This is a genomic window from Nonomuraea monospora, assembly GCF_039531895.1.
Classification (GTDB): Bacteria; Actinomycetota; Actinomycetes; order Streptosporangiales; family Streptosporangiaceae; genus Nonomuraea; species Nonomuraea monospora.
The window spans coordinates 360,388-381,062 of sequence record NZ_BAAAQX010000004.1 but is presented as its reverse complement, the minus strand read 5'-3'; the positions used below and the strand labels follow the sequence as shown (position 1 = coordinate 381,062).

The window sequence follows — 20,675 nt, the reverse complement described above, 5'->3', positions numbered from 1 at the left end:
ATGGTCAAATACCTACCGGAAATGCAGGAGATGGGATCGCAGCATGACCACAGTCGCGAACGGTGTGAACGTACAGGCGCTGCTGGACGCGCGCGAGGTGCTGAAGGGCGCACCCGAGGCCGCCCAGTTCGTCTGGCGGGCCTCCTCCACCTGGCGCAACGGCGTGCACAGCACCACGACCGTCAAGGAGTTCTTCGGCCTCGGCGAGGAGCGCAGCCACAAGAGCGAGGCGGTGTTCGACGCCGACCACCCCGAGGTGTTCGCGGCCGAGGACAACGGGATCACGCCCATCGAGTACCTGCTCGTCGGCCTGGCGAGCTGCCTGACGGCCGGGGTGGCGTCCGTCGCGCAGAACCGCGGCATCCAGCTCCGCTCGGTCGAGGCGACCCTGGAGGGCAAGCACGACATCCGCGGCATCCTCGGCGCCGACGCCGACGTGCGCAACGGCTTCGAGGACATCAAGGTCACCTTCCACATCGACGCGGACGCCTCCAGGCAGGACATCGAGGCGCTGGTGGCACAGTCGCAGAAGCGCTCGGCCGTGTTCGACGCGCTGACGAACCCGACGAACGTCACCGTCGCCGTCGCCTGAGCCCGCAAGCCGGCCCGCAAGCCGAGTCCCCGAGCCGAGCCCCCGAGCCGAGCCCGGAGAAGCCGGGCCCCTCGACCTGAGCCTGGGAGGCCGAGTCATCACCGAGCACGTCACGACCGTCGTCATCGGCGCCGGGCACGCCGGTCTCGCCGCGAGCCACTTCCTGCGCGAATGCTCCATCGACCACGTCGTGATCGAGCGCGGCGAGGTGGCGAACTCCTGGCGCCGCGAGCGCTGGGACTCCTTCCGCCTGCTCACCCCCAACTGGCAGAGCCGCCTGCCGGGCCTGCCCTACACAGGCCCCGACCCCGACGGCTACATGACCGCGAAGGAAGTGACGCAGCTCATCGAGGGCTTCGCCACGCTCTCGCGGGCGCCCGTCAGGACCGGCACGGACGTCACCTCCGTACGAACCGCGGGCGACGGCTACCAGGTGACGACGAGCCGCGGCGAGATCCGCTGCCGGGCGGTGGTCATCGCGAGCGGCGCCTGCAACCGCCCGGTGGTGCCGCCGTTTAGCGAGGCGGTGCCGCCGTCCGTGGAGCAACTGACGCCGTTCGACTACCGCGAGCCCGGCAGGCTCCCCGACGGCGGCGTGCTGGTGGTGGGCGCGTCGGCGACCGGCGTGCAACTAGCGGCCGAGCTGCGCAGGTCGGGGCGGCCGGTCGTGCTGTCGGTGGGCGAGCACGTGCGGCTGCCCCGCACCTACCGCGGGCGTGACGTGCTGTGGTGGATGGACGCCTCCGGGGTGTGGGACCAGCGCCACGACGAGGTGGACGACCTCGCGCGGGCCCGGCGGCTGCCCTCGCCCCAGCTCGTCGGCACCCCCGAGCGCGCGACGCTCGACCTGAACGCGCTCACCGCGATGGGCGTCGAACCGGTGGGCCGGCTCGCGGCCGTGCGCGACGGGCGGGCCCTGTTCTCCGGCGGCCTGCGGAACGTGTTCTCGCTCGCGGACCTCAAGCTGGAACGCCTGCTGGACACCTTCGACGCCTGGGCGAGCACCCGCGACCTCGACGTCAGCTTCGGCCCCGACACCGGCACCGGCCCCGACCTTGGCCCGCCCGAACGCCTCGCGCCGACCCGGGTGCCCGAGTCGGCGCGGCTGCAGCTCGACCTGCGCGGCGGCGAGATCCGCACGATCGTGTGGGCCACCGGTTTCCGCCCCGACTACGGCTGGCTGCACGTGCCCGTGCTCGACGAGAAGGGACGGCTGCGCCACGACGGCGGCGTCGCGGACAGCCCCGGCCTGTACGCGCTGGGGCTGCCCCTGCTGCGGCGGCGCAGGTCCACGTTCATCCACGGCATCGAGCCGGACGCGCGCGAGGTGATCGACCACCTCGCCGGGTACCTGTCCGGACGATAACGCGGGTCAGGTCGCGGCCCCGGCGAGCTGGGCGTGCAGGCGCCCGCACTCGTGGACGAAGCGGTTCTTCCTGGTGCCGCGCGCGAACTCGGCGACGACCGGGAGCTCCCCGCGAGCGCCGGCCCAGCGCGCCACGTCGGCGGCGAAGGCGACGAGCGCGGTGTGGGTCACGGTGACGCGCTGCCCCTCGCCCGGCAACATCTCGGGCAGCAGGGCGCGCAGGATGCGCCACACCTCGCGGTGCCCGCCCGCGTCGGCCAGCTCGGTCAGCGCCTCGATGGCGGGGCGGGTCTCCTTCCAGGTGCGGCGCAGCACCAGCGCGAGCTGGCGGCCGATCGCCTCGGCGGGCAGGTCGCCCCGCGCCGCCATGTTCAGGATCAGCGGGACCATGCCGGGCACGCGGCCGGCCAGGAGGAAGGCGAGGATCACCCCGGTGGACTCGCCCATCGGGCCCTGGGCGATCTCCAGGCCGGTGAGCTCCGCCGGAGCCGACCAGGTGCCCCAGTGGTGGCGCAGCAGGAAGGGCAGGAAGTTGACGGCCACGACCTCGCGGTGCGAGGGCAGCATGGCGGGCCAGGCCCGCTGCGTGCCGCCGTACTCGTCGACCGTCCAGTCGAACGGCTCGCGCAGCAGCACCTCGTCGATCAGCCGGTGCCCGGTCGGGGCCGTCACCCGCAGCACGGGCTTCAGCCTGACCTCGGTGAAGTGCTCCGGCTCCGTGTCGCCGAACTCGACCATGGACGCGTTCACCATGTGACGCCACACCAGGCCGCACTCGGGGTCGGCCATGCCGCCGTCGGCCAGCCAGCGGGCGGCCGAGCGCGCCGCCTCCGAGTCGATCTTGGCGGCCCGGCCGGCCGCGTCCTCGTGACGGCCACGGGGCAGCCGCAGCAGCGCCTGCGCCAGGTCGGCGGGGAGCGGCTCCACGCCGGCGGCGGCGCAGGTCTCCAGCCGGTCGATCAGCACGTCCGGGTCGAGGTGGCCGCTCATCCAGGTCGGCGTGGCCAGCAGCACCGGCGGCAGCGTGTCGCCGCGCAGCGCCCCGGCCAGCTCCGCGTAGCGGTGCAGCAGGAAGTCGGTGGGCGGGGAGACGCTGTTGGGGTGCGGCATCCGGTTGCGCCGCCGCCACTCGTCGTGCTCCGGCAGCTCCTCGGGCAGGTAGGAACGCAGCCGGGCCGGGACGAACATGACGGTCACCTCCACCAGCGGCTCGTCAGGGCCCGGCGGGGGCACCGGCTGCCCCGCCCGCATCGCCGCGATCCTGACGGGGTCCACGCCCAGCTCCGCCAGGCGGTCCCAGGCGAGGTCGAGGACCAGGTCGGGCATGGCCTCTTCGGAGTCGTCGTACACGACGCCGGGCTTCGAACGCACCCGGGGCGGCTCGGGGGCGTCCCACATCTCCCTTTCCCGCGTCGGCGGCTCGAAGTCGTCAGGGGAGCCGTTCAGGTGGATCCGGCCGTGGGCGAAGGGGATCCGCTGGTCGCCATCGCGCGCCACCGCGCCCTGCGGTCCGTCGTCGGTGTTCCAGGTGATGAAGAAGACGCGCAGCGGGGTGTCGTCGTCCAGGTAGCGGCCGGGCCGGTAGGCGCCGCCGATCATGATCCGCCGCGGCGACCGCTCCGCGTCGGGCTCCTCGCCGCGGGTGAGGGGGCGCACCCGCACGGAGTGGCTCGCGTTGTCCCAGAACTTCTGCGGCCCCATCGGCGGCAGCTCCGGCACGGTGCCGGGGGTGACCAGCTCGGCGGCCAGCACCGACTGCCAATCGTCGGGCGAGGTGTGCGTCTCGCTGGAGCGCCAGTAACCCTGGTCTTGTTCGACGTGCGGCTTGAGCTTGCGGCGCAGCTTCGTCCGGTCCTCGGCGATCCCGGCGACGAACGCGGCCAGCCAGCGCTCCTGGCCGATCCAGCGCTCGTGGTAGTCGGGGAAGATCGACGGCTCGGGGAAGCGCCGCGGCTCCGGCAGCTCGGGCAGCGGCGGGAACTCCTTGTCCGCCGGCGCCTCCTCCACCGGGATCTCCCCGCCGAACCGCCCGGCCAGCTTCGCGCCCAGATCGGCGGGCAGGTGGGGGACGCCGTCGCGGATGGCCTCGGCGTGGCCGGCGAACAGGCCCGAGTGCTTCATGGTCAGCTCGACCGCGCGGTTGCGCACGTCGAAGGACTTGTGCGCGTACGCGGTGGTCAGCGCGGCCACGAAGTCGCCGGCCGCCTCGGGCGTGGCCCGGATCGCCTGGTCGAGCCAGCGCAGGCCGGTGGCGGCGAGCTTGGCCTCGTCGCGGAAGGTGAGCGCGTCCACCGCTTCGACCAGGTCGGCGTGGTCGAGCGGCATCGCCTCGCGCACCTGCGCCGCCGCGAGCTCGGCGACCGTGCCCGGCGCCGACGGCAGCAACCGCAGGTAGTCACGCAGGCGGGGAGCGGACTCGGCGGGCGTGGGGTCGAGCAGCGTGTGCAGCCGGACGAAGAAGCGCAGGTCCTGCGGCTCACCGCCACGCAGGAAACGGCTCACGCACCCGTCGAGCACCTGCTCTCTCGGCAGCGCGCGGGCGGCGGCGGCCAGCCAGCGGGTCGGCCGGGGCTCCAGCCGCTCCTCACGCAGGGCGCGGCCGGCGCCGTCAGCGGTGAAGATCCGGGGCAGCAGGACGGGGGTCAGCGGGTCGCCGGGCACCGTCGGCGCGGTCAGCCAGGCGGCCACCAGCGGGTCGTGGTCAGGAGGCGCGGCGCCGGACTCGCGCAGCAGCGCCACGGCCAGCGGCGCGATGCGGTCGGCCGGCCGGCGCACCCGCTGCGCCAGCCGCACCGCGACCTCGCGGCGCCACTCCAAGGGGCGGGAAGCCGCCACCTTGCACACCCGGGCGACGTCCGGGTCCCTGGCCCAGCGGCGGTTGACGTCGCGGCTGGTCATCCAGCTCACGGCCGCCGCAGGGCCGGAGACGACCCCGACGCCGGTCAGCAGCAGCGCGCCGGCCACCTCGTCGAGCAGCTCGCCGACCTCCCAGGAGGCCAGCTCCTCGAAGTCGTCGGGATGCTCGGCGCGCACCTGCTCGGTGCGGGCCCTGCGCAGCTCCTTGACCAGGCCGGGCAGCCGCTCGCCCAGCTCGGCGCGCTCCTCGTCGGTGAGCGCGGTCAGCCGGTCGGCCAGACGGTGGACCTGGTTGCGGACGATCAGGTCGCGGATCTCCGTCCAGGCGGTCATCGGGAGACCTCCACGGCGGCGCGGGCGACGATCCGGGCGGCCAGCACGTGCTTGCACGGCCCCCGGGAGCCGCGATGGTCCCACCACCACTCGCAGGTGCAGGACCCGTCGGCCAGCGAGACCCGGCGCGCGCCGCCCGAGGTGCGGACGGTGGCGGCGTCCTCGCCGTCGAGCTGGACGGCGCCCGCCTCGACGAGCTTGCGCGCCTTGGCCAGCCGCGGGTTGAGCAGCACCACGTTGTCCTTGTCGTAGGGCAGCTCGCGGTGGAAGTGGGCGGCCTCCGACAGGTCGTAGCCGACCCGGCCGGCGACGCCGAGCTGCGTCAGCGCGGCCCGCACCCGGTCGGCGGGGATGCCCGCGCGGTCGGCCAGCAAGCCGATCTCGATCTCGGGCTCGAAGTTGAGCAGCATGCCCACCACGTCGGCGTCGTTCTCGGCCTCGTCGGTGGACAGGTCGTCGAGCACCGCGCCCTCGCCGGAGAAGCCGCGCCAGCGTTCGGGCGAGAGGGTGAGCGTGTAACGCATGCCGGGCAGCTCCAGCTCCCACGCGCTGGAGGCGGCGTCGGCGGGGCCGTACATCCTGAGGGACTTCGCGAAGCGCAGCAGCGGCAGGAGCGTGCCGAGCCGGTTGGGGCCGGCGAGCTGGACCGCGCCCGGCACCCGCCGGTCGTGGACCTTCAGCTCACGGCCCGACTGCGCCACGTACACCGTGCCCTTCCTGGGCAGCCCGCGCAGGAACCGCACCGCCGCCATGCCGGTCAGCTCGCCGCGCTGGTCCATGCCGGAGGCGATGACCTGCACCTCGGCGAAGCCGCGTAACCAGCGCTCGGGCAGCGGCACCTTCTTCTCCACCACCGCGCCGTCCATCGTGGTGACGACCAGCTCGTCGAGGCCCACCCCCAGGTGCAGCGGGTCGCGCGGGCCGATGCGCGCCAGCGCCTCCCTGAGCGGGGCGTTCACGTCGACGTTGGTGGTGCCCCGGTCGAACACCTCGCCGTCGAGCGCGCCGCCGAGCAGGTCGAGCCGGGCGTACACGCCGCCGCAGGCCGAGAACGACTCGAACCGCAGCCGGTCTCCGTTGCACGTCACGACCGGGTCGCGTACCCAGCCGGGCCTTGCCTGCGGCTGGTGGTAGCGGGCCAGCGCCACGTCGGCGACGCCGAGCAGGCTGGCCGCGGCGGGGGCCGCCTGCGTCACCACGCCGCTGAAGAACCGGGGGGCCAGAGCGGGGCCGGACAGGGCACGGCCGCCGGAGGTCGCCAGGCCGAGGCGACCGTCCACGAGGGAGGAGGGCGCGGCGTACGTGTACGCCTGCGTCGCTGAAGTCATGGCCGGGACGATAGATCTCTCCACCGACAATCCGGGGGGTCACGCTGGGCGGGCGGCCTCCGCGGCGACGCGTTCGACGGCCTTGACGACGACCTCGGGCTGGTCGAGGTAGATGTAGTGCTCGCTGCCCGCGGCCGTGCTCAGCTTGCTGCGGCCGGACAGCGCCAGCCAGTCGCGCTGGCCCGCCGACCACGCCTTCTCCAGGAGCGGCCCGTACTCGGGCAGGGCCGCGAGGTACTGCTTGCCGTGCTGCAGCACCTCCACAGGGATCTGCCCGGCCGAGCGGACCTCGCCGTCGGTGATGACCAGCTTCTCCGGGTTCTGACCCTGGAAGACGGCCAGGTTCTGGGCGCGCAGCTCGGCCGCCGGGCCCTTGGCGGACTCGGGGATCGCCTTCTTGATGTCGGCGACCATCGTGGACGGGGTGGCGTCCATCAGCACCAGCCCCTTGACGCGGTCCTGATGGCCGGGGGCGTACCTGGCGGCGATCAGGCCGCCCAGCGAGTGACCGGCCAGGACGACCGGGGCGTCACCGGCGACCCGGTCGAGCACCCCGGTCAGGATCTTCCCGGTACTGGCGAAGTCCTGCGGGCCTTCCGGCTGGTCGCTGGCGCCCGCGCCGAGCCGGTCGTAGGAGCAGACCCGGTGCTCGGCGCTCAGCGTCTTCTGCAGGGCGGCCAGCTTGTCCAGCCCGTCGCCGCCGCCGTGCATCAGGACGACGACCGGCTCGCCCTCCTGCTGCTCGCCCGCGCAGGACACGTTCACCGACCGGCCCGCGACCTCGATCTTCTCGGTGCCGGAGATGGGGGTCGTGGTGGGGAAGGGGTCCCAGCTCTCCATCGCGTCGCCGTCGCAGCCGGTGACGGCCGCGCCGAGCACGGTGCAGCACAGAGCGGTCACGACGGACGTCTTGAAGGTGCGGAGCATGGGGTCCTCCAGTGAGGGGATTCGGGCGCCAGGGGGGTTCCGTGGTCGCGTCGTAACGCTACGGATCGGGCGGTCCGAGATCGTCCCCGTACGGTGGACATTCGGCGGTAGCTCCTGCGAGGGACAGACGTCAGCTCCCGAGGACTCCTGGTCCCCGGCCGGCCGTGAGCACGATCTTGCCCTGGAGGTGGCCGCGAGCGGCCCGTTCGTGCGCCTGCCGGGCCCGCGCGAGCGGGAACGTGCTGTCGATGGCGACCCGGACCGTGCCCGCGTCGAGCAGCCGTCCGAGCTGCGCGAGCTGCGGGCCGTTCGAGCGCACCTGCGTGGCCGAGGTCGTGACGCCCAGCTTCGCGACCTCCTCGGGGTCGAACTCGGCCAGGAACACCGGGTACAGCGCGCCGCCGCGCCTGAGCGTGCGCAGGAAACGGCTGCTGCCGGGGCCGCCGACGGTGTCGAGGACGAGATCGACGTCGTGCGCCAGCTCCTCGGGGGCGCTCGTGGTGTAGTCGATGAACTCGTCGGCGCCCAGCTCACGCAGGAACGACTCGTGCCCGCCCGACGCCACGGCGATGACGTGCGCGCCCTTCCACTTCGCCAGTTGCAGCCCGAGATGCCCCACGCCGCCCGCCGCGCCGTTGACCAGCACCGTCATCCCGGCGGTCAGCGGCATCGGGCGATGCCGCGTCTCCTGGAACGGGGACGGGTGGTCGTGCCCCAGCTCGATCAGGAACTGCCACGCGGTCAGCCCCGCCATGGCGGACGCCGCGGCGTGCACGTGATCGAGGGCGGCGGGCTTGTGGGCGAGGTCGGACGCGGGCGCGGTGACGTACTCGGCGTAGGCGCTGCCCGCCAGGCCGGGGAAGCGGAGCAGGCCGAACACCTCGTCGCCGGGGCGGAACCCGGTCACGTCGGGGGCGACGGCCTCGACGACGCCCGACACGTCCGTGCCAGGGATCAGGGGCAGGCTCAGTGGCGGCCTCAGGTGGGGAGGGACGCCGGGCAGGCCCTCGCGCACGTACCAGTCGGGGGGATTGACGCCGACAGCGTGGACGCGGACGAGCACCTCGCCCGGCTTCGGCTCCGGGACCGGCACCTCCTCGTGACGCAGCACTTCAGGGCCGCCGAACTCGTGCAGCCTGATCGCCTTCATGGCAGTTCCCCGTTCGGGTCGATGGGGTGGGATATGCTTAAGCGAAGCAGTGCTCCGATTATGTGGAGCACTGCTCCGGATGTCAAGGCAGGTATCTCCATGCGGGCTGACGCCAAGAAGAACTATGACCAGCTACTCGTGGTCGCCGCCGCCGTCGTGACCGAGCAGGGCGCCGACGCTTCGCTACGCGACATCGCCCGCCGGGCCGGCGTCGGGCTCGCCACGCTGTACCGGCACTTCCCGACGCGCGAAGCCCTGCTGGAGACGCTGCTGCGGGCCGGGTTCGACGAGCTGACAGCGAAGGCGGCCGAGCTGGAGACGTCCAGCTCGGCCGAGGACGCCCTCGTCACCTGGCTGCGGGACTGCGTCGGCTGCGCGCACTCGTACCGGGGCGTCACCGAGCACATGATGGCCGCCATCGACGACCCCGAGTCGGCGCTGCACGCCTCGTGCGTCACCATGCGGGCGGCCGGGACGCGGCTGCTCAGGCGGGCTCAGGACGCGGGGGTGGCGCGTGGCGACATCGACGGAGGGGATCTGTTCGCGCTGGTGGGGGCGCTCGCCTGGCTCAACGACCAGCCTTCGCTGGCGCCGCGCGCGGATCACCTCTTCGGGGTGATCGCCGGGACGATACTGAACGGCCGAGCGGGCGGCGCCTGAGCGAGCGGCGCCTGAGCGAGCGGCGCGTGAGCGAGCAGCGCGTCTGGAGGAGCGGCGTTCAGACGAGGGGGGTAGCCGTCCACAGGCGCGGGCCGGTGCGGCGGTCGAGGCGGCGCAGGAACGACAGCACGCCCGCCGCACCCGTGCCCCACGTGTAACCGGCCTTGTCCAGGTCGTTCCCCGGAAAGACGGGGCTCTCGAACGCGCCGCCCGCCCGCAGCAGCGTCAGCTCGGCGATCTCCTCCGCACCCCGCCAGTAGGCGGCGTCGCCGGTCATCAGGGCCAGGTCCACGAGCGATTCGCCGATCCCCGCCAGCCCGCAGCACTGCGAGACCACCCAGGCGCCAGGCGCGAGCGCCAGGCAGGCGCGCGCGCCCCGCTCGGCCAGATCCAGGTGACGGTCCTCGCCGAAGACCTGGGCGGCGTGGGCGAGCGTCGTCACGATGCCCGCCATGCCCTGGCACCAGGACGCCCCCATCGGGCGCGCGTCGGGCCCGGCCAGCTCGCCCAGCAGCGACTCCGCCGTCACGGCCAGCGCGGCGACCTCCCGCGCGGCTGCCTCCCGGGCCGGGCCGTCGCCGGTGGCCTCGTGGTAGGAGAGCAGGAAGTCGGCGCAACCGGCCGCGCCGTGCGCGTAGGCGGCGTCCACGGCCACGCCGGTGCCGGGCTGGGCGGGGGCGATCGCGTCCTCGGACGTGGTGACCTCGCCGGCGATCAGCCTCCTGGCGCACTCGGCGGCGACGGCGAGGTGGCGGGGGTCCTGGTCGAGCACCGCGAGCGCCAGATGCCCACTGCCGATCCCGGCGACACCGTGTGCCTGGTCGGCGCGCTGGTCACCGCTCAGCTCGAAGGGCGCCGGCTCCGGCAGCCCGGACAGGGCGGTGGCCAGGAACACATCCGTGCCGGTGCGGCCGAAGTAGAGGCCGGGTGGCAGGACTGCGGTCGGCATGACGCGGGCCGTCCAGCGGGCCAGGTCGAGGGCGACGTCCCTGCTCTCGGGGTGGTGCAGCAGCTCCATGCCCAGACCGGCCGACCCGGCGTAGACGTTGGTCACCGGCGGGCCGGTGCGGCGGGCGTCGTCAGGGACCTGCATGAGGCTCTCGGCGAAGCGCGTGCACTCCCGTACGGTGTGCCGCATCACCCGCGACAACAGCTCACCGGTGTACCGGACGGACACCGCCGACGACCGGGAACGGCCGGTGGGCCGGTCGGCGTTCGGGCCGGCGAGATGCCCGGCGCGCAGGTCGGGGGCGGTGGCCGGGCGGCTGGCGAGGCGTCCGGCGCCCAGGTCGGCGGTGGCCGGGTGGCTGGTGAGGTGCCCGGCGCGCAGGTCGGCGGCTGCGGTGGTGCGCGTGGCAGGGTCCAGGCTCATCAGCCGTGGAACCAGCCCCACGACCCCCGTTGTGACGCCGGGGAAGAGGCGGTCGAGGATCAGGAGGGTGCGTTCGGCGTTGGCGGCCGGGTCCGGGTCGATCATGAGGGGGTTCATGCCGGCGCAGGCGAAGAAGAGCGTGGCACCCAGCGAGAAGTAGTCGTCGGCGGGCTCGGAGTCGCGGCCGGTGTGCTGGTCGGGGACGCTGTAGCCGCGGGTCCAGCCCGGGAGTTGCAGGCCGTCGTACCTGCTGTTGCCGAAGTCGATCAGGGTGCAGGAGCCGTCGTCGCCGAGGACGACGTTCTTGGGGGAGAGGTCGCGGACCACGACGCCGCGCTCGTGCACCGCGTCCAGCACCGACAGCAGCCGGGCGGCGAGCGCGCCGAGGTCGCGGGCGCCGCCGCCGTCGGTGAACAGGCCGTTCTCGCCGACGTAGCGGTTGAGGTCGAGGCTGCCCGCGTCCGTCATGACGAGGAACTCGTCCTCGCCGTGGCGGAAGTGGTCGAGCGGTGCAGGGACGCCTGCCAGGCCGCGTAGTGCGCCGAGTACGCGCAGCTCGTTGCGCAGGTACATGCGCAGGTCCCAGCCCTCGGTGTTCTCGCCGACGTAGGCGCGGGCCTCCTTGACGATGACGGGGCGGCCGTCGGGGGCGGTGGCGCGGTAGACGTTGCCGCGCGGGCCGCGCACGACTCCCGAGGTGACCTGGTAGCGGTTGCCGATCAGCCGGGCAGGCCGATCACCGGTGACTTCCCCACTGAGGACTTCCACGGGTGGGCGGAACGGGTCGGTGGCCCAGGGCGGGCAGGAGAACTCCGGGCCTGCGGCGCCGGGCAGGCGTTCCCCGTCAGGCCCCACCACGACCAGCTCGAAGTCCCCGTTCTCATCCACGCGATACTGCGGCGCGAACGGCGCGTACCTGTAGTAGACGGGAGCATCGGAACGCACCCGCCGATCACTGACGATGCGCGGCGCCGCCATCCCGGCCAGCGCGTCCGCGAGGGCCTGCCCGAGCGCGACCACCCGATCCTGGGCCGGGTACGCGGTGATGGCCTTGCCGACCGCCCCCGCGTCGAGGTCACCGGAGTTCAGCTCCCTGAGCGTCTCGGGCGACCGCGCGACCTTGAAGTCGCAGCCGTGCTCCAGCAGCACCGGCAGCGCGCGGGCGAGCGTCTCCGCGAGCGTGCCGGGACGCGCCGACACGTGGATCTTCCACCCCTGCGCGGGTGTGCCGCCGGCGGGGTCGTGCACGCTGATCCAGGTCTCGTCCTGGTGAACGTCGCGGCCGTGCGCGGCGGCGAATTCGGCCAGGACGTCCGGCACATTGACAACGGCGGACACGCTCATAATTCCTCACCCCGGATGCATGAAATACGGCCATTTTTCGACATGGCGAACGTGCGGTTCCGCATTACGCGGATCCGCACGCCGTTACCGAGGGATCACACGATGGACGGGCAGCAGGGGAAGCTGCTGCACACCGTCCGCTTGCAGGTGTTGACGCAGGCCTGAGGCCCGTGCAGGAGCTTGGTCAGCTCACCGTCGAAGTCGACGTCGAGGTCCTCGAACTCCAGCACACCGGCGTCGCGGGGCTCCAGAGCCAGTACCGACATGAGGTCTCCTTCCCTGACCGCTGTGAGCGGTCGTCGATGGATACGGGCCCGGCACGCGCACCTGGTAGGTGCCGTTACCAGTGCCCTGACCGTCACCCACAATGAGAGTTACGGCCAAACGGAGGCATTATGAGCATGGCTGCGCTGATATGTCCATAAGCATGCAGCAATGAATGATCACGGTCCGAATTGTGTTTGCGGCGGACCTTTACAGCCCTGGAAGGCTGACCTAGATTGACAGGATGATCTGCCCTAATTCGTATGCGGCATGAGATTTTGGGGAAAACCGCGCCGTAAATCCAGCGGCTCGCCGATCGGGGATCGGTCGGGGCTGGCGGCGGCGTACTGGGAGAGCCGGGACGAGGAGCTGCTGACCGCGAGCCTCGGCAAGATCGCCCGCCGCCTGCCGTTCCTGATCGCCTCCGCGCTGCGGCTGGCGTGGCAGGCCGCCCCCTTCGACACGGCGGTCGCGCTGGCGGGCAACGTCCTGGCGGGCGTGTTCACCGTCTACGGGCTGGTGGCGACCTCGGACGTGCTCGCCTCGCTGTTCGCCGGCGGCCCCACGCCCGAGCGGGTGCGCGCCGCGCTGCCGTCCCTGGCGCTCGTGGCCGTCGCGACGGGGCTGCGCGGCGCGCTGCTCGCCGCCGCCGGTTGGGCGCAGGCCCGGCTCAAACCGCAGGTCGAACGGCTCGCGGAGACCCGGCTGTTCGAGCTGACCACGCAGGTGGAGCTGGCTGCCTTCGACGACGACGACTTCCACAACGCGATGCTGCGCGCCCGCGACAGCGGGGTGCCCGACACGGCGACGGTCGTGGAGACCACCATCTCCGCGCTGACCGGAGCGGTCGGCGTGGTCGCGGCGACGGCCGCGCTGGGGTTCCTGCATCCGGTGCTCATGCCGCTGCTGCTGGTCACCGCCGTGCCCGCGGGCTGGGCGGCGATCCGTACCGCGAGGCTCGGCTATCAGGCCTTCTACCGGCTGTCGGCCGCGCGGCGGCGCAAGTTCATGCTCTCCGACCTGATGGCCGAGCGGCAGCCCGCCGCCGAGGTGCGCACGTTCGCGCTGCGCGACTTCCTGCTCGGCGAGTACGCCAAGGTGGCGGACCTGGAGCAGGACGTCCAGCTCGACGTCGCGCGCCGCCGTACCGTGGTGAAGGCCGGCGGCGACGCGCTGACCGGCGCGGCCACCCTCGCCGTCTACGGCGCGCTGGCCGCGCTGCTGGCCGCCGGCGTCATCCCGCTCGCCGTCGCCGGCACCGCCGTCCTCGCGCTCAGAACCGGGCAGTCCTCGCTCGCCGGGCTCGTCCAGACCCTCAACCGCCTGTACGAGGCGGGCCTGTACTTCGGCGACTACCTGGCCTTCCGTGAGCACGCCGAGACCCGCACGCCGCCCGCGCCCGCCCTCACCCCCTCGGGCCTCGCCCTTCTGGCCGCCGACGGGGTGAGCTTCGCCTACCCCGGCGCCGACCGGCCCGCGCTGCGCGACGTGAGCGTGACCGTCGCGCGCGGCGAGGTCATCGCGCTGGTCGGCGAGAACGGCTCCGGCAAGACCACGCTGGCCAAGCTGCTGGCGGGGCTGTACCGGCCGCAGTCCGGCACGATCCGCTGGGACGGCCGCGAACTGGCCGACCTCGACCTGCGCCGGATGGTCTCGGTGATCGCCCAGGACCACACCCGCTGGCCGCTGACCGTCCGTGAGAACATCCTCATGGGACGCCCCCTGGAAGAGGAGCGGCTGGCCGAGGCCGCCGCCGCGGCGGGCACGGACGAGGTCGTCTCCACACTTCCGCTCGGCTACGACGCGCTGCTCGACCGCCGGTTCCGGGGCGGCCACGACCTGTCCGGCGGGCAGTGGCAGCGGGTCGCGGTGGCGCGGGGCTTCTACCACGACGCCGAGCTGGTGATCTTCGACGAGCCGACCTCCGCCCTGGACGCCCGCGCCGAGCACGCCCTGTTCGAGCGCATCCGGCGGCACGCCGACGGGCGGGCCGTGGTGCTGATCACGCATCGGCTCGCCAGCGTGCGTTACGCCGATCGGATCTACGTGCTGGATCGGGGGCGGGTGGCTGAGCAGGGGACGCACGCGGAGCTGATGGCGCGTGACGGGCTTTATGCCGACTTGTACGGGCTGCAGGCCGCCGCCTACCAGTACGACGGCGGGACGGTGGCCCGGGCCGAGGAGGCGGTGCGGTGAGCGCGGACGGGATGGCGACCGTCTGCGCTGGTGTGGTGACTGCGGATGGGGTGGCGGCCGTCTGCGCTGGTGCGGTGAGTGCGGACGGCGTGGCGACGGTCTGCGCCGCCGCGTCCCTGGGGCTGGTCGCGGTGCTGCTCGCCGCCGCGCTCAGCAAGGTCAGGGACGTGCGCGCCTTCGCCCGCGACATCGCCGGATACCGCCTGCTGCCCGGCCGCCTCACCACGGCCGCCGCCCCTGCCGTGATCGCGGCGGAGGTCGTCGCGGCCGTGCTGCTCGCCGTCCCGGGAACGCGGCGGTGGGGCGGGGTGCTGGCCGCGCTGCTGTTCGTCGCGTTCCTGACCGCGATCGGCTCGGCGCTCGCCCGCCGCCTCGACGTTCCGTGCGGCTGTTTCGGTGGTGCGGCGGATCGGGTGAGCGTGCGCACGCTGGCTCGCACGGGGCTGCTGCTGGTTCTCGCCGTCATGGCGGTGGTCGCGGGGGGCGTGCCGTTCGAGCCCGTGCAGCTGCTGCCGGCGCCGCTGCTCGTGGCGGTGGCGTTGCTGGCGCCTGCGCTCCTGCCCGCCAGGTCCTCTGCTGTGGACGTTCCGCCGGGGCCGCGTGCGGGCGATCACTTCATCCTGTCCGGCCGCCCCGCCGCGGCCCGCCCGGCGTCGGCCGCATCCGGCCATCCCGCCGAAATCCGCCCGGCGTCGGCCGCATCCGGCCATCCCGCCGAAATCCGCCCGGCATCGGCCGCATCCGGCCGTCCCGACGAGCGCGGCCCAGAGCCGGTTCTGTACGCGCTGATCTCGCCCGCCTGCCGGTTGTGCACCGGCGTACTCCCGGCCCTGGTCGAGGCCGCGCGGCAGGTGAATGTGGTGCTCGTGACCGCCGCCGACGCGGAGGAGGCCCGCCGCTACCTGGCCGGGCACGGGGTGAAGCTGCCGCTCGTCGTCGCCCCGGACGTCTTCGAGGCCAACGACATCCCGTGGCCGCCCTACGCGGTGGTCGTCGGGCGGGACGGGCGCGTCCTGGCGGCGGGCGGCGTTCCCACTCCCGCCGACGTGGCCTCCCTGGTCACGCGTGCGCGTGCGATCACCGGCGCTTCGCCGTGAACGTCAGGTGCGTGACGCCGGAGGGCGTCGAGACCGCCTCGATGTCGTACGCCTCCTCCAGCGACTCCAGCCCGTCCCACAACCGGACACCCCGCCCCAGCAGGATCGGGACCTGCACCACGTGCATGTGATCGACGAGCCCTTCGGCGAGGAAGTCGCGGATCATCGAGGGGCCGCCGCCCAGCCGCACGTCCTGGCCGCCGGCCGCCTTGCGGGCCGCTTCGAGCGCCTCGGTGGGGGTGGCGTTCAGGAAGTGGAACGTGGTGCCGCCCTCCATCTCGATCGACGGCCGGGGCCGGTGGGTGAGCACGAAGACGGGGGTGTGGAACGGCGGGTTGGCGCCCCACGCGCCCTTGTAGTCGAGGTCGTCCTGCCAGCCGGGAGGCCCGAACTTGCCCGCGCCCATGATCTCGGCGCCGATCCCGGGGCCGTGCATGGCGGCGAACGTGTGGTCGGCGCCGCCGCTGCCGCCACGGCGGCCACCCATCTCGTACCAGAACCGGGTGGCGAACATCCATTCGTGCAGGCGTTCTCCTGCGTGGCCGAACGGGGCGTCGGCGGCCTGGCCGGCGCCGGTGGCGAAGCCGTCGAGGGAGATCGAGAAGTTGTGCACGCGTACATCGGACATCGGGGTGCTCCTTGTCAGGTGGGCTTTCCGCACCCCAGCATCGACCCAGCGCATATATGACGTCTAATGCCGAAATTTCGGCAGTGGCATCGATATCGTCGATGAATGCTGAACCTGGTTCATCTCAAGGTTCTGGCCGCCGTGGCGCGGCACGGGTCCGTCACCGAAGCGGCGAAAGAGCTGCACTACTCGCAGTCGTCCGTCAGCCACCACCTCGCCCGTCTGGAGGCGGCCACGGGCGCCAGGCTCGTGCAGCGCGTCGGGCGCGGGATCCGGCTGACCCCGGAGGGGCGGCTGCTGTCCCTGCGGGCCACCGAGATCATGGGGCGGGTGGACGCGGCCACCAACGAACTGGCGGCACAGGTCGGCCTGCGGACCGGGCGGGTGCGGCTGGCGGCCAACGCGTCGGTGCTGAGCACGATCGTGCCCGAGGCGGCCGTGGCGCTGGCCCGTACCAACCCCGGGCTGGAACTGGTCCTGATCGACCGGCACCCCGCCGAGGCGCTGCAGATGCTGCGGGACGGAGAGATCGACGTCGCGCTCGTCTTCCAGCACGCCGACACGCCGTTCGAGGGGGAGGAGGGGTTCCGCCTCGTGCACCTGCGCGACGACCCGATCCACCTCGTGAGCCAGAGGGCCGGTGACAGCCTCGCCGGGCATCGCGACTCCCCCTGGATCGGTGGTTGCCGGCGGTGCCAGGAGGAGCTGATCACCGTGTGCGGGCGGGCGGGCTTCACCCCGCGCATCGCGTCGCTCAGCGATGACATGGTGGTCGTGCAGGCGCTCGTCGCCGCGGGCAAGGGCGTCACCACGCTGCCGGGGCTGGCGCTCCAGGCGCACCGCCGTCCCGACGTCCACACCACCGAGCTCGTCGGCTTCTCCCGCCGGATCCACGCCGCCACCTACGGCGAGCCACCCGACCCGCCCGCCGTCGCCGCCGTCCTGACCGCCCTCGTCGAAACGGCCGCACTCCGAGGCGCCGCCGCCGCTCGTCGGGACGGCAAGACGCGTTGAGGACGGCGCCGGTCCATGATGGCTACGCTTCGGCGCAGTCATTGCCGGACTCGGAAGGACAATCCGTGCGCATCGCACTCGCAGGGCTCGCCACCAGCCACCCCTACACCGACGCCCGCACCCTGTCCCGCCACGCCGAGCTCGTGGTGTGGGAGCAGGACCAGGAACGGCTCGCCCGCTTCACCGCCGAGCACCCCCAGGCGAAGGTGGCGGCCGGCCTGGCGGAGGTGCTGGCGGGGCAGCTCGACGGGGTGGTGCTGACCGTCCCCAACCCGCAGGTCCCGCAGGCGCTGGCCGAGGTGCTGAAGACCGGGCTGCCCTGTTTCGTGAACAAGCCCGCCGCCGCCAGCCGGGCGCAGCTCGACCAGCTCGACCGGCTGCCGATCCACGACCGCGTCCTGTCCGGCTCGGTGCTGAGGTTCGCTCCCTCCTTCGCCGGTACGCGGGTCGAGCGGGACGAGGTGCTGGCGGTGCGGGCGACCGTCCGGCACGACGTGGGCCTGTGGGCGGACGGCTACAACGCCTGGCAGGACACGCCGGGGGAGGGCGGCGGCACGATGGTCACCATGGGCATCCACGGTGTGGAGCTGCTGGTGGCGCTGCTCGGGCCGGACGTGCGGCTGGTGGGCGCGGCGGGGGCGCGGCGGCACTACACGACGCTCCGCTCTGAGGACACCGGCGTCATGGCGTTGCGCTGGGACGACGGCATCACCGGCAGCGTCGAGATCCTCGGCGTGTCCGAGTCGGAGTCGTACAGCGTGACGCTGCACAAGCGGGACGGCAGCGAGACGATCGTGATCGAGGGCGGGGACGATCCGGTCCGGGGGCTCGGGTACGAGGGGACGATCGAGGCGTTCCTCGCGATGGTCGGCGGGGCGCCCAGCCCGGTGCCGTGGGCCGAGACCAGGGCCGTCCTCGACGTGCTGGTCCGCGCACGCGAGGACTTCCCGACGACCTGAGAACCGGGCGCGCGGCTCGCCCGCCCGAGCGCCCGCGCGGCTCGCCCGCCCGCCCGGCCGCGCGGCTCGCGCGTCTGAGGTCCCGCGCGGGTTGTGCGCCTGGGCTCCCGCGCGGCTTGCGCCTGAGGAGCAGCGTGGTTCGCGCGCCTGAGGACCAGCACCCCGGCATACCGGCCGTTGACAGCCGGAGCTTCGCGCGGTTACGGTCTGGACCGTAAATCGAATGTGGAGGAGACCGCGTGCGGACGACAGCGGAACTCGAGGAGCGGCTGGCACGGCCGACCCCCGGGCTCGTCGACGATCTGGGCAAGCTCGACGGCGACATCATGATCCTGGGCGCCGGCGGCAAGCTCGGCCCGAGCCTCGTACGCCTGGCGCTGAACGCCACCGCCGGCGACAGGCGGATCATCGCGGTGTCCCGCTTCTCCGAGCCGGGCCTGGCCCAGGCGCTCCAGGACGAGGGCGCCACGGTGGTCGCGGCCGACGTCGCCGACGAGCAGGCCCTGCGCGAGCTGCCGGACGCGCCCAACGTGGTGTTCCTGGTCGGCGCCAAGTTCGGCACCAGCGGGCGGGCGCACGCCGCCTGGTTCACCAACACCTACCTGCCGGGACGCGTCGCAGAACGGTTCGCGGGAAGCAGGATCGCCGCGCTGTCCACCGGGAACGTCTACCCCCTGGTCCCCGTCACCAGCGGCGGCAGCACCGAGGGCTCGCCCACCGGGCCCGTCGGCGACTACGCGATGAGCTGCCTCGGCAGGGAGCGCGTGCTGACGTACTTCGCCGAGCGGAACGACACCCCCGTCTCGCTGCTCCGCCTCAACTACGCGGTCGAGCTGCGTTACGGCGTGCTGGTCGACCTCGCCCAGAAGGTGCTCGCGGCCGAGCCGATCGACCTGGCGACGGGCCAGGTGAACGTGGTCTGGCAGGGGTACGCCAACGAGGTCGCGCTGCGGTCGCTGCTGCTCGCCGACGTGCCGCCGTACGTGCTCAACGTCACCGGGCCCGAGCTGATCTCGGTGCGGCAGGCGGCGCTGGCGCTCGGCGAGGCGCTTGGAAAGGAGCCGGTGTTCACCGGCGAGGAGGCGCCGACGGCGCTGCTGTCGAACGCCTCCCGCTGCCACCGCCTGTTCGGCTATCCCGAGCTGACCCCCGCCGAGCTGATCGAGCACACGGCGCGGTGGGTCGCGGACGGGGGGCCGCTGCTGGGCAAGCCCACCAAGTTCGAACGCCGCGACGGGCGTTTCTGACGCACGTGCCCGCTCTCACACGACACGCACGCACGTGTCCACGGCACATGGCAGGCGTGCATGCTCACTTCACATGGCAAAGGGGGACCTCACGTGCTCGGCACGGCTTCTGAGGCGCAGACGTCCGTACGTGACCTGTTCAGGCGAGGTCTGGTGATCCCGGCGCACCCGCTGGCCCTGACCGAGGACAGGAAGCTGGACGAGCGCCGCCAGCGCGCACTGACGCGCTACTACGTCGAGGCCGGCGCCGGCGGGCTGGCGGTGGGCGTGCACACCACGCAGTTCGCCATCCACGGCACCGGCCTGCTCGCGCCCGTGCTGGAGCTGGCGGCGGGCACGGCCAGGGAGTCCGACCGCGAGGTGGTGCTGGTGGCCGGCGCGACCGGGCCGACCGAGCAGGCGGTCGCGGAGGCGGAGCTGGCGCGGTCGCTCGGGTATCACATGGTGCTGCTCAGCCCGTACCGGGAGTTCGGCGAGGACGAGCTGATCGCGCGGGCCAGGGCCGTGGGGGAGGTGCTGCCCGTGATCGGGTTCTACCTGCAGCCCGCGGTGGGCGGGCGGCCCTTGTCGCGTGACTTCTGGACGCGGCTGGCGAGCATCGAGTCCGTGGTGGGCGTCAAGGTGGCGCCGTTCGACCGGTATCGCACGCTGGACGTGCTGCACGGCGTCGTACGGGCGGGGCGGGCCGGCGAGATCGCGCTCTACACCGGCAACGACGATCACATCCTGGCCGATCTCGTCACCTCGCACCGGGTGGTCGTGGACGGGCGGCAGGTGGAGGTGGAGTTCGTGGGCGGGCTGCTCGGCCAGTGGGCGGTCTGGGTGCGGCGGGCGGTGGAGCTGCTGGAGGAGGCCACGCTGGCGCGGTCGGGCGACGACGCCGCCGTACGCCGGCTGCTGGGGCTGGACGGGCACCTCACCGACGCCAACGCGGCCATCTTCGACTCGGCGAACGGCTTTCGCGGGTGCATCCCCGGCATCCACGAGGTGCTGCGCCGCCAGGGGCTGCTCGCGGGGCGCTGGTGCCTGGACCCGGAGGAGGACCTGTCGCCGGGGCAGCTCGCCGAGATCGACCGCGTCTGGGCCGCCTACCCGTGGCTGCGCGACGACGACTTCGTCGCACAGGGCCTGGACCGATGGCTCGCCTGAACACGGCGCCCCACGCCGCCGTCTGCGGCCCTGGGTCGCGGACCGGCCCGGGTGTGGAGCGGCGCGGGCGGCGGTTGGCTGCTTCGGGCGTGAAGTCGCGCGGGTGGCGGTTGCCTGGTGCGGGTGTGAAGTGGCGCGGGCGGCGGGTGGCCGGTGCGGGTGTGAAGTGGCGCCGGTGGCGGTTGGCTGGTGT

The 20,675-nt window shown here is 73.2% G+C and carries 16 protein-coding genes; 9 read left to right on the top strand and 7 right to left on the bottom strand.

Going from position 1 to position 20,675, the window contains the following annotated elements:
- Positions 1-43 precede the first annotated feature (43 nt).
- The gene (locus ABD331_RS10670) at positions 44-592 is read left to right on the top strand and encodes an OsmC family protein (protein WP_344473165.1); all 549 of its coding nucleotides are present in this window, start codon (positions 44-46) and stop codon (positions 590-592) included.
- A gap of 76 nt (positions 593-668) precedes the next feature.
- Positions 669-1,958 carry an NAD(P)-binding domain-containing protein gene (locus tag ABD331_RS10665; RefSeq protein ID WP_344473404.1) on the top strand — a complete coding sequence of 430 codons (1,290 nt, stop codon included), beginning with the start codon at positions 669-671 and terminating at the stop codon, positions 1,956-1,958.
- Between the two features lie 6 nt (positions 1,959-1,964).
- On the opposite strand, the gene ABD331_RS10660 is transcribed toward ABD331_RS10665, so the two are convergent.
- From ABD331_RS10660 to ABD331_RS10645, 4 genes are all read right to left on the bottom strand, one after another.
- Positions 1,965-5,147, bottom strand: a complete 3,183-nt coding sequence (locus ABD331_RS10660; RefSeq protein ID WP_344473163.1) for a DUF7824 domain-containing protein — start codon at positions 5,145-5,147, stop codon at positions 1,965-1,967.
- Positions 5,144-6,475 carry an SWIM zinc finger family protein gene (locus ABD331_RS10655; protein WP_344473161.1) on the bottom strand — a complete coding sequence of 444 codons (1,332 nt, stop codon included), beginning with the start codon at positions 6,473-6,475 and terminating at the stop codon, positions 5,144-5,146. Before ABD331_RS10655 ends, ABD331_RS10660 begins: the two co-directional genes overlap by 4 nt.
- A 39-nt stretch (positions 6,476-6,514) precedes the next feature.
- The gene (locus ABD331_RS10650; protein ID WP_344473159.1) at positions 6,515-7,402 is read right to left on the bottom strand and encodes an alpha/beta fold hydrolase; all 888 of its coding nucleotides are present in this window, start codon (positions 7,400-7,402) and stop codon (positions 6,515-6,517) included.
- Positions 7,403-7,532: 130 nt separating this feature from the next.
- Positions 7,533-8,552 carry an NADP-dependent oxidoreductase gene (locus ABD331_RS10645; protein WP_344473157.1) on the bottom strand — a complete coding sequence of 340 codons (1,020 nt, stop codon included), beginning with the start codon at positions 8,550-8,552 and terminating at the stop codon, positions 7,533-7,535.
- Between the two features lie 99 nt (positions 8,553-8,651).
- Here ABD331_RS10645 and ABD331_RS10640 point away from each other — a divergent pair, with 99 nt between their 5' ends.
- Positions 8,652-9,212, top strand: a complete 561-nt coding sequence (locus ABD331_RS10640) for a TetR/AcrR family transcriptional regulator (RefSeq protein ID WP_344473155.1) — start codon at positions 8,652-8,654, stop codon at positions 9,210-9,212.
- A gap of 58 nt (positions 9,213-9,270) precedes the next feature.
- Here the strand turns inward: ABD331_RS10640 and lanL are convergent, their stop codons facing one another.
- On the bottom strand, positions 9,271-11,922 hold the full coding sequence (gene lanL, locus ABD331_RS10635) for a class IV lanthionine synthetase LanL (RefSeq protein ID WP_344473153.1): 2,652 nt from the start codon (positions 11,920-11,922) through the stop codon (positions 9,271-9,273).
- 101 nt (positions 11,923-12,023) lie between these two features.
- Complete coding sequence (locus tag ABD331_RS10630; protein WP_187414257.1) at positions 12,024-12,194, bottom strand: hypothetical protein; 171 nt, start codon at positions 12,192-12,194, stop codon at positions 12,024-12,026.
- A gap of 268 nt (positions 12,195-12,462) precedes the next feature.
- On the opposite strand from ABD331_RS10630, the gene ABD331_RS10625 reads away from it, so the two are divergent.
- Positions 12,463-14,388: an ABC transporter ATP-binding protein gene (locus ABD331_RS10625; protein ID WP_344473150.1), complete on the top strand. Its 1,926-nt coding sequence runs from the start codon at positions 12,463-12,465 to the stop codon at positions 14,386-14,388.
- Positions 14,385-15,485 carry a MauE/DoxX family redox-associated membrane protein gene (locus ABD331_RS10620; protein ID WP_344473147.1) on the top strand — a complete coding sequence of 367 codons (1,101 nt, stop codon included), beginning with the start codon at positions 14,385-14,387 and terminating at the stop codon, positions 15,483-15,485. Before ABD331_RS10625 ends, ABD331_RS10620 begins: the two co-directional genes overlap by 4 nt.
- Here ABD331_RS10620 and ABD331_RS10615 read toward each other — a convergent pair.
- Entirely contained in the window at positions 15,466-16,113 is a 648-nt protein-coding gene (locus ABD331_RS10615; RefSeq protein WP_344473144.1) for a dihydrofolate reductase family protein, read from the bottom strand. The genes ABD331_RS10620 and ABD331_RS10615 overlap by 20 nt on opposite strands.
- A gap of 105 nt (positions 16,114-16,218) precedes the next feature.
- On the opposite strand from ABD331_RS10615, the gene ABD331_RS10610 reads away from it, so the two are divergent.
- The 4 genes from ABD331_RS10610 (at position 16,219) to ABD331_RS10595 (ending at position 20,482) form a co-directional block, all read left to right on the top strand.
- Positions 16,219-17,127 (top strand): LysR family transcriptional regulator, encoded by a 909-nt coding sequence (locus ABD331_RS10610; RefSeq protein WP_344473141.1) that lies wholly within the window; start codon positions 16,219-16,221, stop codon positions 17,125-17,127.
- 65 nt (positions 17,128-17,192) lie between these two features.
- Positions 17,193-18,086, top strand: coding sequence for a Gfo/Idh/MocA family protein (locus ABD331_RS10605; protein ID WP_344473139.1), 894 nt, complete (start codon positions 17,193-17,195; stop codon positions 18,084-18,086).
- Positions 18,087-18,325: 239 nt separating this feature from the next.
- A complete protein-coding gene (locus ABD331_RS10600) occupies positions 18,326-19,333 on the top strand; it encodes an NAD-dependent epimerase/dehydratase family protein (RefSeq protein ID WP_344473137.1) in 1,008 nt (335 codons plus the stop codon).
- Between the two features lie 93 nt (positions 19,334-19,426).
- Entirely contained in the window at positions 19,427-20,482 is a 1,056-nt protein-coding gene (locus ABD331_RS10595; protein ID WP_344473135.1) for a dihydrodipicolinate synthase family protein, read from the top strand.
- Positions 20,483-20,675: the final 193 nt, after the last annotated feature.

What these genes read in the sequence shown, in the direction of transcription:
- ABD331_RS10670 (WP_344473165.1), top strand. Translation starts at nt 44, where the DNA reads ATGACCACAGTCGCGAACGGTGTGAACGTACAGGCGCTGCTGGACGCG.
- ABD331_RS10660 (WP_344473163.1), bottom strand. Translation starts at nt 5,147, where the DNA reads ATGACCGCCTGGACGGAGATCCGCGACCTGATCGTCCGCAACCAGGTC.
- ABD331_RS10655 (WP_344473161.1), bottom strand. Translation starts at nt 6,475, where the DNA reads ATGACTTCAGCGACGCAGGCGTACACGTACGCCGCGCCCTCCTCCCTC.
- ABD331_RS10650 (WP_344473159.1), bottom strand. Translation starts at nt 7,402, where the DNA reads ATGCTCCGCACCTTCAAGACGTCCGTCGTGACCGCTCTGTGCTGCACC.
- ABD331_RS10645 (WP_344473157.1), bottom strand. Translation starts at nt 8,552, where the DNA reads ATGAAGGCGATCAGGCTGCACGAGTTCGGCGGCCCTGAAGTGCTGCGT.
- ABD331_RS10640 (WP_344473155.1), top strand. Translation starts at nt 8,652, where the DNA reads ATGCGGGCTGACGCCAAGAAGAACTATGACCAGCTACTCGTGGTCGCC.
- ABD331_RS10630 (WP_187414257.1), bottom strand. Translation starts at nt 12,194, where the DNA reads ATGTCGGTACTGGCTCTGGAGCCCCGCGACGCCGGTGTGCTGGAGTTC.
- ABD331_RS10625 (WP_344473150.1), top strand. Translation starts at nt 12,463, where the DNA reads ATGAGATTTTGGGGAAAACCGCGCCGTAAATCCAGCGGCTCGCCGATC.
- ABD331_RS10615 (WP_344473144.1), bottom strand. Translation starts at nt 16,113, where the DNA reads ATGTCCGATGTACGCGTGCACAACTTCTCGATCTCCCTCGACGGCTTC.
- ABD331_RS10610 (WP_344473141.1), top strand. Translation starts at nt 16,219, where the DNA reads ATGCTGAACCTGGTTCATCTCAAGGTTCTGGCCGCCGTGGCGCGGCAC.